At 68.6% G+C, this 14,969-nt stretch carries 7 protein-coding genes and 2 pseudogenes; 6 read left to right on the plus strand and 3 right to left on the minus strand.

Going from position 1 to position 14,969, the window contains the following annotated elements:
* From MXD58_RS07775 to MXD58_RS30640, 3 genes are all read left to right on the plus strand, one after another.
* Positions 1 to 221: M20/M25/M40 family metallo-hydrolase (locus tag MXD58_RS07775; RefSeq protein ID WP_250609149.1), on the plus strand; the 221-nt coding region annotated here is incomplete at its 5' end.
* 810 nt (positions 222 to 1,031) lie between these two features.
* A complete protein-coding gene (locus tag MXD58_RS07780) occupies positions 1,032 to 2,606 on the plus strand; it encodes a sugar transferase (protein WP_374615782.1) in 1,575 nt (524 codons plus the stop codon).
* Positions 2,607 to 2,952: 346 nt separating this feature from the next.
* Positions 2,953 to 3,993, plus strand: a complete 1,041-nt coding sequence (locus MXD58_RS30640; RefSeq protein ID WP_248836614.1) for a glycoside hydrolase family 26 protein — start codon at positions 2,953 to 2,955, stop codon at positions 3,991 to 3,993.
* A gap of 48 nt (positions 3,994 to 4,041) precedes the next feature.
* Here MXD58_RS30640 and MXD58_RS07790 read toward each other — a convergent pair whose 3' ends face one another.
* The 3 genes from MXD58_RS07790 to MXD58_RS07800 all read right to left on the minus strand — a co-directional run bounded on the left by MXD58_RS07790 (position 4,042) and on the right by MXD58_RS07800 (position 10,566).
* Entirely contained in the window at positions 4,042 to 6,867 is a 2,826-nt protein-coding gene (locus tag MXD58_RS07790; protein ID WP_248836615.1) for a glycosyltransferase, read from the minus strand.
* A 70-nt stretch (positions 6,868 to 6,937) separates the two neighbouring features.
* Complete coding sequence (locus MXD58_RS07795; RefSeq protein ID WP_248836616.1) at positions 6,938 to 9,034, minus strand: acyltransferase family protein; 2,097 nt, start codon at positions 9,032 to 9,034, stop codon at positions 6,938 to 6,940.
* 8 nt (positions 9,035 to 9,042) lie between these two features.
* A complete protein-coding gene (locus MXD58_RS07800) occupies positions 9,043 to 10,566 on the minus strand; it encodes a glycosyltransferase family protein (protein ID WP_248836617.1) in 1,524 nt (507 codons plus the stop codon).
* A 1,455-nt stretch (positions 10,567 to 12,021) separates the two neighbouring features.
* On the opposite strand from MXD58_RS07800, the pseudogene MXD58_RS07805 reads away from it, so the two are divergent.
* The 3 genes and pseudogenes from MXD58_RS07805 to MXD58_RS07815 all read left to right on the plus strand — a co-directional run.
* A pseudogene (locus tag MXD58_RS07805) lies at positions 12,022 to 12,726 on the plus strand (glycosyltransferase family 2 protein); the annotation flags it as partial.
* A gap of 333 nt (positions 12,727 to 13,059) precedes the next feature.
* Positions 13,060 to 14,112 (plus strand): annotated as a pseudogene (locus MXD58_RS07810) (glycosyltransferase); the annotation flags it as partial.
* Positions 14,109 to 14,969: glycosyltransferase family 2 protein (locus MXD58_RS07815; RefSeq protein WP_250609150.1), on the plus strand; the 861-nt coding region annotated here is incomplete at its 3' end. The pseudogene MXD58_RS07810 and the gene MXD58_RS07815, both read left to right, overlap by 4 nt.

A 14,969-nucleotide genomic window follows, 5' to 3' on the forward strand; every position in this document is an offset into this window, starting at 1 on the left:
GCCTGGCCGCGCCCGCGGCCGCGGCCTTCGTCGCCGCCACGGGCCGCATCCCCGTGGCCAAGTACGGCTGGACGGACGTCGCCCGCTTCGCCGAGCTCGGCATCCCGGCCCTCAACTACGGTCCGGGCGACCCGAACCTCGCCCACACCCGGGACGAGTACGTCGAACTCGCCGCGATCGACGCGGGTGAGCGCCTCCTCCGTGACTACCTGACGTCATGATGAGCTGACATCCCGTCTGTCGTCGTAGGCCCGCCGTTGAGCGGGCCCGTCGGTTCTCCCTCGGACCAGTGGTATGCCCGTCGGGCGTTTCGGGGTGTTGGCCGGTGGTTGGTCGGAAGTGTGGGGGAAATCCCGGGTCTGGTCGCGCCTGAACCGATCGGTCGGGAATCCGACAGACGTTCGGTGACCTGCACAGATGCCTGGCCAGCTCGCCGTTTCGTCCCACTAAGTGGCGTCCGTCGCGTTTGGTGGTCGGGTCCTGTCGGATCGACCGTTGACGGAGTAAGTTTGGCCCGCGCGGATTTTGCCGTGAATTGGCCAAGCAGCGATTTTTGTCACGTCAACGATCCATCCTGTGATACCTCCGTAGATCTGCCAATGCCGGGACGTTAGAGTTGTCGTGTACACACAGTGCCGGCCGGACGGAGTCCGCCGGACCGGCACATCGTCGGGTTCGGGGGGGCTCGGCCGTTGGCCAGGCACCTCGCCATCCGCGTCGTCGGGGCATCGGCCCTGCCTGGCGCCGTTGATGTCGCCCGGCCCGCACTCCGTCCTTGCCAGCTGGCGGGGCCGTGACCGTGGGGGGTCTGCCAGATGACGGACACTGTCTTCAGCCGCGGCAGGATCGACAGACCGGACGATCCGACGACACAGTCCGGATCGCCTAATTCGGACAAAAACAACAATACGCCCGACTCTGGTGGTGTGCGCGGCTCGCTGCGACCGCCGTTTACTGTGCGTGACCCGCTGCTGCGGGGCGAGATCGACGAGGACGACCTGGACCTCGCCCCGTCGGATCGCACGATTCCGATGCAGCGGATCCGCGTGCGCACCGCCGTCCTCGATCCGGTCGACGCGCGGGCGGCCGAGGCCGCGACCGGCCGGACACCGGCCCCCAGGCCCCCGCAGGAGCAGGACGACGCCACCTTCGACGGCTACCGGGCCCGCGTGCCGTGGGAGCGCAGGTACAGCTGGCTGGTGTTAGCGCTGGACGCCGCCGCCTGCGTGATCGCCGCCGGCGTCGCCTACCTGGTGCGCTTCGGTGGGCTGATCAAGTTCGACCTGAAGCCCGTGTCGGTAACGCCGTACCTGGCGATGTCGGTCGTGCTGCCGCTGGTCTGGGTGCTCTCGCTGTTCCTCGGCCGCGCCTACGAGAGTCGGTTCCTCGGTAACGGTTCGGAGGAGTTCCGCCGGATCCTCAACTCCGCCGCGCACCTCACCGCGGTCGTGGCCGTGGTGTCGTACGCGACGAAGGCCGAGCTCGCCCGCGCCTACGTTCTGATCGCCTTCCCGGCCGCCCTGATACTCACCGTCCTCGGCCGCTTCGCCGCCCGCGGCTACCTGCACCGGATGCGCCGCAACGGTCGCGGGCTGCACCGCGTGCTCGTCGTCGGCGCCGGTGACTCCGCGGCGTCCCTGGTCCGCCTGGCCCGGCGCGACCCCTCGGCCGGCTGGTCCGTCGTCGGCGTGGTGCTCGACCGTTCCCCCGGCCGGCACAGTCACGACTACTCCGACCGCGGTGGCTTCGACCTTCTCGGCGTGCCGATCGTCGGTACCTCCGAGAGCCTGCACACCGCGATCCGTGCCACCCACGCCACCACCGTCGCGATCAGCCCGCAGATGGATGGCGAGACGCTGCGCCGGGTGCTGTGGATGCTCGAGGGCAGCGACGTCGACGTGCTCGTCTCCTCGGCGCTCACCGACGTCACCGGCCCGCGGATCTCGATCCGTCCGGTCGCCGGCCTGCCGCTGCTGCACATCGAGGAGCCGGAGCTCTCCGGCGCCCGTCGGGCGGTCAAGGGGCTGTTCGACCGCAGCGTCGCGCTGACGGTCCTCCTGCTGTGCTCGCCGTTGTTCATCACCCTGGCGCTCGCCGTCCGCCTCACCAGCCGGGGCCCGGCGATCTTCCGTCAGGTCCGGGTGGGCTTGGACGGCAAGCACTTCACGATGTTCAAGTTCCGCTCGATGTACATCGACGCGGAGGAGCGCAAGAAGGAACTGGAGTCCCTCAACGAGCGCGGCGAGGGCCTGCTGTTCAAGATGCGCGACGACCCGCGGGTGACCAGGGTCGGCAAGGTCCTGCGCAAATGGTCGCTCGACGAGCTGCCGCAGCTGCTGAACATCGCCAACGGCACGATGTCGCTGGTGGGTCCCCGCCCACCGCTGCCGAGCGAGGTCGCCAAGTATGAGGACGAGGTCCACCGCCGCCTGATGGTCAAGCCCGGCCTCACCGGCCTGTGGCAGATCAGCGGCCGATCGGACCTCGAATGGGACGAGTCCGTCCGCCTCGACCTGCGCTACGTCCAGAACTGGTCCCTGCCGCTGGACTTCTACATCCTGTGGCGCACGGTCTTCGCGGTGCTCCGCCGCGAGGGCGCGTACTGAGCTCTTCCGGCTCCGCACCCGTCCGGTCGGTCTGACCGGACGGGTAGGGGCGCCCCGCCATTGCGGCGCGGCCCGTGCCTTGATGCTGCGCCGGCTTTTTCGGTGTCGGTAGAAATGAACTTCGCCGCGAGAGCCGCCTTGCATCTACCCGCATCGCATCGGTTGTCACCTGGATCCGCGGAGCCGGCGAGTCTGCGGGGGACTCCGTGCCGCATGGATAGAATCATGCAGGCAGCCAGTCGTGAGTCTCCGTCGCCGGCGAAGCCAGGGTAAGGGAACAGAATGAGGCGGAATAGTCACCTCGTTGGTCCCAGCTTCCGGTCCATGAACAGTCTGGGAGCGGGTAGTGACGTCGGAAGATAGTCGAAACGTCGAGGGCGGACCGGCGGCCGAACACCCGCCGATCCTCGCTCGGCTGCGGCGCCGTTCCTTTCTGATCACCGCCGGTCTGGTGGGAGCCGGCGCGGCCGCGTTTCCGGCGCTGAAAGGCGCGACGGACACATTCCTGAGTGACAGCGGTCTGGACCTGCCGCCCCTTCATCGCCGATGTCGGTTCGGGGCCTGGGTGGGTGGCGATGCGGATCTGGTCACGAACCACCGGACGCTGGAGCGCAGGCTCGGCGCCAGGCTGCCGCTGTTCTCCTGGTTCCAGGCCTGGGACGGCGGCTGGAACCAGAGCGTCGCCAGCCAGATCGCGGGCCTCTCGACCAGCCCCGTCTACGACTGCATCGTCGGCTGGGAGGCATGGAACGTCAACTTCCGGGACATCATGTCCGGCGCCCACGACGCCAGACTGCATGACTTCTTCTCGCAAAGCGGATCATATCCGGGTTCGGTCACCGTTCGACTGTTCCACGAAATGAACGGAAACTGGTATCCATGGACGGTGGCGAGCGCGACGAGCAACGTTGCGAGCGTCGATGACTGGATCCGCGGCTGGCGTCATGTCGTCGACGCGGCGCGCGCGGCCGGCGCTACCAACACCCGCTTCATGTTCTGTGCCAACATGAACGACGTCGGCGGAATACCGGTCGAACGGTACTGGCCCGGCGAGGAATACGTCGACATCATCGGGCTTGACGGCTACAACTGGGGCTGGAACAGCGATGGAACTCCGCTCGTCTCAGCACAGGCCCTGATCGGGCCGATGTACGCGAGGCTTACCAGCCTGCATCGGACGGCCCCTTTCGAGATCGGCGAGATCGGCTGCGCCGAGAATCCCGGCAAGGCGCAGTGGCTCGAGAACCTTTACCGCAGTCGCAGCTTCCCCCGGCTCGGAGGCCTGCTCTTCTTCAGCGAGAAGAAGGAACAGGACTGGCGTCTCGACTCCAACCAGCGTTGCGTGGAGGTGAGCAGGCGCTACCTGACGGAGCCTGCCCACGCCTGAGCGCGGGGGCGCCACGTCGCAGCGGCGTGGCGCTCCGGCCACCGCTGGCTACTCGCGGCGCGCACCCGGCCTGGAACGCTGGTCGTTGTCGAACCGCGGCACCGAGTCGAACCGCGGCACCGAGTCGAACCGCGGCACCGAGTCGAACCGCGGCACCGAGTTGAAGCCGGCTACGAACGCGATCGGTGCGGTGTCAGCCGAATCGCGGCTGCCGCGCGGCTCAGGCAGGTGCGGCGGCGCGGCCGGCACGCTGGCCGCCGGCCTCTCGCCGGTTCCGACCAGCGATACGACGGCGAGCCACCAGGTCGGCAGATAGATGTAGGCGCCCAGGGCGGCGAGTAGCACGCTCGCCCAGTACCGTCCGGGGCCGAACTCCAGGGCGCCACGCGCCAGGCCACCGAAGATCGCCAGCTGCGTCGCGCCGAGGTAGAGGCAGATCGCGAGCGTGACCCGGGTGGAGGGGCCTCGCCGCCGCGAACCGCGCACGTTCGTCGCGACCCACTCGGCGGGTCGGCCCCGGAGCAGATCGAACAGGCAGAAGAGGTGGGCGAAACCGTAGATCACCTGCACCCGGAGGACCTCGAACCGCCAGCGCGAGCTGGCGACCACCGGGTAGACGGCCAGCCAGAAGAGGGTCGCGCCGACCAGGGGTATGGCATTGCTGCTCGACACCCGCGAGGGAAAGATCCAGATCATGGACAGCAGCCCGAGCGGAGCGACGACGGCGCTCACCGCGGTGGTCAGGTAGTACAGGAACCCCGACCAGAAACTCACCCGCGCCAGCCCGGTGAGAGAGGTGTCCTGATGGAAGTCGGGATCGGTCAGTAGCGCCAGTGAACCCTCGCACCAGCGGTACTGCTGACTGATGAAGGCCAACAGGTCGTCGGGCGACCTGCCCTGACTGACGATGACCGGAACGTACTGGACCTGGTATCCCCGCCGGCCCATCTCCACACCAGTGAAGACGTCCTCGCTGTGGCCGATGAGCGGGAAGCCGCCGATGGCGTCCAGCGCGGCTCGTCTGTACAGCGCCGAGGTGCCCACGCAGATGGCGGCGCCGACCGCGTCCCGCGAAGGCTGGATGAAGCGGTAGAACATTTCCTGTGTCGCGCCGGCGCATCGTTCCAGCCAGGACAGCTCGGGACCAGTCGAGAAGTACTGCGGGCTCTGCACGATCCCGACCCGGGGATCGGCCGCCAGGTACGGCACCAGTTCGCGAAGGATGTCCCTCCTGGGTACGAAGTCGGCGTCGAGGATGACGATGTGGTCGCCATCGCTGCGTTGATAGGCGTACTGCAGGTTGCCGGCCTTCTTGAACTCGCTGCCGGGCCGGGCCAGGTAGGTGAACCCGAACCGGCGGGCCAGCTCCGCCACCTCCGGTCGCCCGGCATCGTCCAGGACGAAGGTCTCGACGCGCCCCGGCCAGTCGATTCCGCGCACATGGTCGTAGGTGTTCAGGAGCAGGTCCGCGGGCTCACCGGCGGTCGGTAGGAAGATATCGACCGAGGGGTGCTGGGCAGGCGCGTAGGTCTCGACCAGAAACAGGTGGTCCGGCAGGGTGATGCGTCTGCTGAACGTGGAGGTGCGCAGCGCCAGAACCTGCTCGGCGAGGATGACGGCCAGGGGAAGGAAGAAGACGAGTGTCCACCGCGAGTTGCGGGCGAGTCCGATGGTGCTGACCGCGACTCCGCCGAACGCCACCGCCTGCGCCCAGAAGATCCACCGGTGCTGGTATCGCCCGACGTAGAGGTACTTCTGGTCGTCGCGTGGTGGAACAGCCGGTGCGCTGCGGCGGCCACGCTGCCGATAGGTGAACTTCTGGTTCACCGCGCGGCGCAGCAGAAACGATCCCATGATCGTGATGGCCTGCGCCTGGACCGCGGCCAGGCCGACGTTGTCGACGAGAAGGACGAGCAGCGGCGCCCGCAGCAGCGCGTCGATGTTGTTGTAGGCGAGGAACTGCAGCGCGCGGGTGCGCCGCGAGTATCGGCGGCGGCGCGGATCACGGTGGACCAGCTTCTCCCGGAGACAGAAGTTGACCGCGATCGAGACCTCCGTGGCCGCCGTGGCGGCCAGGAGATAGGAGGATCCCCGCGCGATGAGCGCGGCCATGACGAGGAGGTTCAGCAGGAGCCCGGCCGCGCCGACCAGGGCAAGCCGAGCCGTCGTACCCAGCCGGAGAGACGTGATCTGCAGCAGGAAGGCGAGACCGTTGCGCAGGGACGCCTTGCTGCTGCCGGACGTCCTCACCCCGAAGACAAGCGGAACTTCGGCCACCGCCAACTCGTGCCGGGCGAGTATCTCCAGGAGGATCTTGAAGCCGCGGGGACGTAGCCGGTTCAGGTCGAGCGCGGATCGGCGCACGCAGAAGAAGCCGGTCATGGGATCGGTGCAGCCGCGGCCGACACGGCGGGGAAAGGCGACGCGGGCCAGCATCGTGCTGGCGCTCGATACCGCCTTTCGGGCTCCCGATCCGAGACCCGCCACGTCGCCGTCCGCCAGGTAACGCGACGCGACGACGACGTCGGCCGGTCCGTCTTCGGCGGCTGTGACGAGATGCTCGGCCAGTTCCGGCGGATGCTGAAGATCACCGTCCATGACGACGACGTAGCGGCTTTCACTTTCCTGAATTCCTCGCAGGACGGCCCCGGCGAGCCCGCCAGACCGCTCGCCGCACGGACGGTGGATCACCCTGACCGGCAGGGGACAGTCCCGGGCGACGTGCTGAATGACCGCAGGCGTGTCGTCGTTGGAGTCGTCGACGAAGAGGATCTCGGCGTCGCGCCTGGAGAACACGGTGCTGAGCCGGTCGACGAGCTCCGCGATGGTGCCGCTCTCGTTGAAGGTCGGTACCACGATGGTCGTGTGTGACATCTCTGGTCCCCCAGCCAGTTGGATGCATGGAGTCGGATCAGGCATCGTCCGGATGCCGGCGGCCCTGGAGCTATCCCGCCGGCGGGAGGGCCTTCTTCTGGCCAGGGATGAGATCGGCGTTCACAAGCTCCTGCCGCATGATCGGAGTAAGGGCCAACATGGCGGTGCGGGAGACGTGTGAATCGTCTCGGTAGAGGAGAATTCCCGCGCGCACCGCGGGACACCGGGCGGCCGCTCGCGGGCAGAGATAGCTGTTCACGTCGAGCACGCTCACGCCTCTCGGCGGCCCCAGCGCCAGGGCGTCCGGCAGCAGGGCGGGCGACGACGGGAATTCGCAGTGGCGCCAGTCGTCGAGGGCTCCGGAGACACAGGTCGGTATGTCGGCGCCGGGAACCGGTGTGTCCTGCAGGTAGACGATCGGCCGCGCGAGGGCGGCGAGGTCGGACAGGGTCTTCGCCCACCCTCGTCGCAGCGTGTCTCCGGCGAGGTCGTAACGGTTCAGCTGCCCGAGGACGAACATCCTGGGCGGCGGTTCCGTGGCGAGTCGGCGAACTGCCGCCCGCCGCCAGTCACCGCATTCGTCGTAGGACCTACGCAGTGCCGCGCTGTGGAGGTCGACGTCCGCGATCGGGCAGCCCACCTTGGTGAGGACCTCGACGGACCAGCCCTGGCTCGCCGCTATCGCCAACAGCGGATCAAAGATCTGACCTGCATGACTGTCGCCCAGCAGAACGATGCGATCGGAGGTGATGGGTCGCGCGCTCAGCCTTCCGTCGGGACCGATGAGGCATCGCGGCGAGGCGCTGCCCTGGAGGTCCACGATGCACTCCGAGGGATAGGCGGGCGTGTCCCTGCCGGCGTGCAGGACCGTCGGCGTCACCTGCCCGCCGGTTCTCGCCCCGGCGAGTGGGTCCCGCCCCTGGCCGGCGCCGGTTGGGGCCCCCGCGACCGGTGGCACCGTGAGGACCGAGACCGCGTTGGACACCAGCAGGATCGCGACGGTGGCGGTCGTCAGGGAGATCAGTGCGGCGCCCACCAGCCAGTCGCGGCCACTCACGGCGGCCCGCCTCGTCGGCTGTTCGATGAACAGCTGGGTGAGCTGCGACAGCACGACCGCGACCAGCACGACGACGAGCTTCTCCGGCCAGCTCAGGGCATGTCCGACAACTGCCGGGGCGAGGACGATCAGCGGCCAGTGCCACAGGTACAGGGCGTAGGACAACGCGCCCAGACGCTGCACGGGGGATCGGCTGAGCAGCGCGCGCTCCAGCCAGGTCGGGTGCCGCAGGCCCGCGAGGACGACGAGTGCCGCTCCGCCGACCGGTAGCAGGGCTGCCTGGCCGGGAAAGGGCGTGCTGTCGTCGTACGTGAGTGCCGCCAGGACGATGAGGACGGTTCCGGTTCCCGCGGCGAGGTCGGCGGCCCGCGAGGGGAGTTGGCGCGCGGCCGCGACGAAGACCTGGAGCACGGCCCCGACACCGAGCTCCCACGCGCGGGACTGCAGCGAGAAATAGGCGAGCGGCGCGTCGCTGACGGTGAGGTGACGGGAGACCAGGAACGAGGCGACGGTGGTGAGCAGCAGGATGATCCGGAGGGCGACCGGCCAGCGTCGACGAGAGAGGGCCACGGTCGCGAGCACCACGATCGGCCAGAAGAGGTAGAACTGCTCCTCGACGGCGAGCGACCAGAAGTGCTGTAGCGGCGAGGGTGTGCTGCCCGACCGCTGGTAGTCGATGCCGTCGGCGGCCAGCCGGTAGTTCAGGCCGTAGAAGACGGTGTAGACGGCGTCGATGCCGGTGGACCTGGTCTGAAGCGGCGGCGCCCAGATCCGCGAGGCAACTGTCGTGCACAGGACCACAACTGCCGCCGACGGCAGGAGCCGCCGGGCCCGTCGCTGATAGAAGTCCGCCAGGACACGGTGGGGTGGGCGCTGCGCCACCCGAAGCAGCTGCCCGGTGATCAGAAATCCGGAGATGACGAGGAAGACATCCACCCCGACGAAGCCTCCGGTGAATCCGGCGACCTTCAGGTGGTAAAGAACGACCAGGACGACGGAGATGGCCCGGAGGCCCTGAATGTCACTCCGGAACCCACGATCCGATGCGCTCGCGTCGACCGGGAGCGGTGGTAGGGCGGGGGCGCTCGGCGCCACGTGAACAGCAGACATGGGATCGATTAGCCTGCCGCCGGCTTCCGCAGCCAGAGGTACCACCGGTTGAGGTCGTACTTGTGCTTCGGCCACGTCCCGACGAGCTCGTAGTTGGGGTTCGACGTGAGGAGCCTGGCGACGAGCGCGGTGTTCTCGTCCAGGCTCTGGGTGCCGCTGCTGCCGGAGGTGTAGAAGACTCCGGCATAGGTGTTGCTGACGATGGCCCGCCGGACGGCGTCCGGGCCAGCACCATAGAGTGCCCACGGTTCGGTCCACCTGAACTGGGGCTGGGATTTCTCGTAATAGCCTATTTCGTCGGCGCCCACGCCGATGTAGGTGCCGGGCCGGTTTGCCTTGTTCACGGCCGTCATCACGTGGCTTGGATCCGGCCATTCGCTGAACATGAACGCCGAGTGGGCGAGCGCCATGACGAGCGCCAGGTACGCGGCGGGTAGGACGACCAGGAGTCGCGCAACGCGGCTTCTGATCAGCACGGTCTGCGCTGCGACGGGCGCAGCGAACAGTGCGAAGAACACGGCGTGCTTGTTGAAGGAGGTGTACTCGTGCAGACGGAGCTGGCTGGTCGGTATCGCCAGGCCGGCGGCGAGCAGCGCGAGAGCGAGCAGTATCTCTCTGGTCGCACGGCGCCAGTGGTGGAGCGCGAGGAGCCCGGCGATGCTCATGAGCAGCAGGACGCCTGCGCCTCGGGCGAACTCCGACAGCAGCAGGCCCGTGCTTCGGTGGCTTTCGGCGGTCCTGCTGGAGGTGGTGAAGGCGATGCCGGCGCCGATGAAGCCTCGCTCCAGCACGTAGACATCGACGAGGAAGAACCCGCCCGTGAGGCAGACGACGCCGGTGCGGAGCAGGCCGCGGGTCGTCGGCCTGGTCGCCAGGAAGGCCAGGGCCGCCACGACGGGAAGGAACGCTCCACCCGTGTACTTGAAGATCGCCGCGCCGGCGACGGCGAGGCCGGCCAGCAGCGCCGAGAGGTTGCCGGTCCGCGTGACCGCGAGCGTGACGGCGACGAGGACCAGTGTGCAGCAGGGGGCGTCGAAGGTCGCGAGGTTCCCGACGAAGAGCGTGGAGGCCGACAGCGCGGCCAGAGCCATCCCCAGGAGCTGGGCCGCCCTGGCGTGGACCGGTCCCGCGATCCGCGCGGAGATCAGGCCCACGCAGCAGGTCGCGGTGAGCATCAGGACGAGGCTGACCAGGCGGACGAGCGCCAGGCCGCCGACACTGTCGATCGCGGCGGCGATGATCGGGTAGGCGTAGGGAAATCCGGAGAAGTAGCTGCCGTAGTCGCGAGCGGGCGGACCGCCGTGCCACTGGCTGAGGTAGGCATGCCCCGCGTCGATGTAGAGAGCCTCGTCCGGGTTGGCGAGATTGTGCAGCCGCAGAGTCAGGAGGGCCTGCGTCAGCAGAATCGCCGCCACCGGCAGGCGGCGGAGCGGACGGTCGAGGAGAGCCCGTCGTTCCTGCGGTACGAAGGAAGCGGCCGCGATGCGCCACAGGGGCGTTGCGGTGGGGTGTACGCCGGCTTCGATCACCATGTCAATCCAGTCATGATCCCCCGATGCAAACTGGCTGCCGTATTGCGTTCCTCTAAACGCGTTCGGTCGATGCGAAGTGCACGATGAGCGAAGTCAACCGTGGCCAGACGGACCGAAAGGGGTCTCCCCGGCGACTCGAGGTCGCGGACGCACGGTTAGCCGGTCACCTCTTCGTCGGCGGGTGACCCTCTTCGACAATCCGTCTCGCTGGAGAGTATCAAAGCTCGTTGCGGGCTCCGGGCGGCGGGGGTGAATGTCTGCTGCCGCGGAACCGCATGGTCGGTGGCCTGTCGCGTTGATAGGTGTTGATAGGTACGGAAGGCTCGAAGTTCAACGGTGGTGCTGTCGCCGCTCGACGAGTCGAGGTGTGAATCTCGACTATTGCCGACTCTGGCGGAAAAGCTGCCGGATTAAAAAGATCGGCAGCATCCTGGTGCGGTTCGGCTGCTGCCGGTCGACCACGACCCCGCGTCACCACTCCTCGTGGCGGTGTCGCGGCCGGCGGGCCGCGCTGGCCCCGATCGAGCAGGGGTCACCCCTTGTGCCGAATCCGCGATGGGCGGCGCCGGGAAGGGTCGGCCGGGGCGGGGCCAGCTCGCCGTGCGGGGTGAGGGCCCTCGTGGCCTGACGGTGGCCGCCGCCGCGCGGCGTGGTCCCGATCGAGCCAACGCGGGGCCGAGGGCGCGCCTGGTGCGGTGGGGCGGCCGGATCGACGTGGGTGATGCCCGGACGGGGGACCCTGAGTCCTGGATGGTGTCGGATATGAGCAAATGAACGAAATCTGTTCGACATGATTGCTGTAGCGCCAGGAACGGCGGGCGCTGATCGGAAGTCGTGGAGCGTATGGGGTGGCAACCGACGGGCCCCATGTCGACCGGTTCGTGCTCCGTCGGGCGCTTATAGCGGGTCTGACCAGCGGTTATTGGGTGTGGGGCCGGTGCGGTGTTCTGTCGGCCAAGCGGTGACGCGAGCCACAATTGATTCGTTCCGCGCGGGCTTCACGACGGAAGGTGAAATTCTTTGGCTCGCCGGAGGGACTGGAATACGACGTGGCCGGCCACGATCGAATTCCAGGTGATCGATGGAAGGTGCTGTAGCTACGGGGTTTGGCCGCCCCCGTCGAGGGTCGCCGTCCGCCGTTCTTGCCCGCTCCACAATGATCCAATCTTTAACGTGGCTGGCATCTATCCGATACGGGGTGTGCTGAGCGTCACCGAGGTGGCGCTTGCCTCCGTGCTAGGATTTGCGTCAAGACGGGGAATATTAAGGAATCTCTGCGGGGTCGAGGGAAAACCCTTGCCGGCGGAGTCGAGGGGGAGTCGCGGTCGAGAGGGATCTCGGCGTGCCTATTTTCGTGCCAGCGGCGGCCCTTCCAGGCCTACGCCTCTACGGTGTCCGCGCGATCTCTGGCTGAGGTACGGATCGCGAACCAACGTTTGTAATCGGGGTGAAGCGTTGAGTAGTTCTGACGGCGCGCCGTCGATCAGTATCGTCGTTCCCACGCTGAACGAGGCGCGAAACCTATCGCACGTCTTCGCCAGACTGCCGGCGGACGCTGAAATCATTGTCGTCGACGGACGGTCGACCGACGACACCATCGAGGTGGCGCGTTCGCTGCGACCGGACGCGGTCATCGTTCATCAGACCCGGCGCGGCAAGGGAAATGCACTCGCCTGCGGTTTCGCCGCTGCCACCGGGGACGTCATCGTCATGCTCGACGCCGACGGTTCCGCGGACCCGGGTGAGATCGAGGCCTTCGTCGCCGCGCTGACGGCCGGCGCGGACTACGCGAAGGGCTCCCGGTTTCGTGCGGGCGGCGGCAGCAGCGACATCACCCGGTTCCGCCGGGTGGGCAACGCCGCACTGAACGGGCTGGTCAACACCTTGATCGGCAGTGACTTCTCCGACCTCTGCTACGGCTACAACGCCTTCTGGCGGCACTGTCTGCCCTTCCTCGCCCTCGATCCGGGCGAGCACGGCACCGTCGGCCAGTGGGGCGATGGCTTCGAGGTCGAGACCCTGATCAACATGCGGGTTTCGCGGGCCGGCCTGAGGGTCGCCGAAGTGCCGAGCTTCGAGCACCGGCGCATGTTCGGTGTCAGCAATCTCAATGCTTTCTCCGACGGGCTGCGGGTGCTGCGGACGATCGTCGTCGAGTCCCGTCAGCGGCATGCCAGCGATGACCAAGGAAAGCGCTTGCGCCGCAGGTCATCCAGGCGTCCGGCGACGGTCACGACGGTCGGCGCCGGCGGCACCGTCAGCGCCATGGCAACGGTCGGCCCCCTGGGTGCGGCGGGTGCCGACGGCGCGGCGGCCGGCACCACGGGGACGGCGGGCCCGCGGGTCTGCATCGTCGGATCCGGCTGGGAATTCGTCTCCGGTATCAGCTACTACACCCATCAGCTGACCCAGACCTTCGACCGTACCGAGAACCTGCGCACCTCGACAGTGCTCATGCGTCGGCTGCTGCCCGCCAGGTTCTATCCAGGTCGCGCTCGCGTCGGCGACGCGTCCATCGTGAACCAGCAGTATCCGGACACCGTTCCGGTGTTCGACGGCGTCGACTGGTTCTGGGGTCCGACGATGGCGCGGGCGCTCGCTTTCCTGCGCCGGGAACGGCCCGACGTGGTCGTCCTGCAGTGGTGGACCGGAACGGTTCTGCACAGCTATCTCGCCATCGCCGCGCTCGCCCGGGCCCGTGGCGCCAAGGTCGTCGTGGAATTCCACGAGACGCAGGACACCGGTGAAGCGACCCGGCCAGGCGTGGCCGCCTACGTGGACCGGGTTCTCCCGGCGCTGCTGCGGCGGGCCGATGCCATGGTCGTGCATTCCGAGCATGACGCCGCCGCGGTGCGGGAGCGTTTCGGAAGCCTCGGGCGGCCGATCGCGGTGATTCCGCACGGTCCCTATGGTCAGCACGCCGGAAGCGCCGGTGTACCGGCGCCTCGGCGCCACGACGGGGTCACCAACCTGTTGTTCTTCGGGACTATCCGGCCGTACAAGGGGCTGGAGGACCTGCTTTCCGCCTTCGATCTGCTCACGGACGACGAGGTGGCCAGGTTCCGGCTGACCGTCGTCGGTGAGACCTGGGAGGGGCACACCCTGCCGGCCCGGATGATCGAGCGTTCGCGCCACCGCGACCGCATCGTCTTCGTGAACCGGTACGTCAGCGACGTCGAGGTGAACTCCCACTTCGCGAACGCGGACGCGGTCGTGCTGCCCTACCGGCGCTCCTCGGCGTCGGGACCGCTGCACGTGACGATGGCGGCCGGCCTGCCGGTCGTCGTCACCGACGTCGGTGGGCTCACCGAGATCGCCGGGCAGTACCCCGGCGCCACCCTCGTCCCGCCGGCCGACGTGCCCGCCCTGCTCGCCGCTCTGCGCGAGCTGCCGGCGCGGTGCGGCCGCCACTACCCCGACCCGACCTCGTGGGCCGAGACCGCGCGCCGCTATCAGGACCTGTTCGACGGGCTGCTCGGCGCCACCGGGCGCGCCGAGCCGGTCGGCGACACCCGGCCCGCGGACCTCGCCGACACCGCGGCATGACCGCGCCTGGCATCAGCGGCGCCACGACGCCGGACCTGGCCAGCGCTGTCGACGAACTCGCCGTGACGGTGGTGATCCCGACGGTCGGACGGAGCAGTCTCGCCGCGGCCGTGCGCAGCGCGGTCGGGCAGACCTGTCGGCCCGTCCAGATCGTCGTGGTCGTCGACGGCCCGGACGGTGACGGGCTGGCGGCCGACGTGCGCGCCGAGCCGCTGGTCGACATCGTCACCACCGGCGGCGACGCCGGTCCCGGGGGCGCCCGCATGATCGGCGCCCGCCGCGCCACCGGCGACCTCGTCGCGTTCCTCGACGATGACGACGAGTGGCTGGTGGACAAGCTGGAGCGCCAGGTCGCCGCCTACCGGCTGGCGCGGCGCTCGGCGCGGCTGCCGCTGGTCTCCTGCCCGGTGCTGCTCGTCAACGACGCCGGCGCGGTCCTCGACGTGGCCCCGCGGCGCGCGATGCGCGGCCCGGGCGAGGACGTGTCGGAGTTCCTGTTCCGCCGTTCGCTGCGCCGTGACAGCGGGTTCGGGATGGGCTCGTCCACCCTGCTGTGCGACCGGGAGCTGCTGCGGGCCGTTCCGTGGGACACCGAGCGCACCCTGCACGAGGACTGGGAGTGGGTGATCCGCGCCGCGCGCCATCCCGAGGTGCGGGTGGTCATGCTGCCCGACCCGCTCGTGCGCTACCTGTCCCACCCGCCGGGAACGTCCGCGTCGCAGCCGCGCGGCGGCTGGCGGCGCAGCGAGGCCTTCGCGCAGGAGACGCTGCGCAGCCCGCGGGCCCGGGGCGACTTCCTGCTCGCCGTCACCGCGCTGATGGCCCTGTCCGAGGGCAGCCGGGTCGAGGCGCTGCGC

Origin of the sequence: Frankia sp. AgKG'84/4 (assembly GCF_023242965.2) — a bacterium.
Classification (GTDB): Bacteria; Actinomycetota; Actinomycetes; order Frankiales; family Frankiaceae; genus Frankia.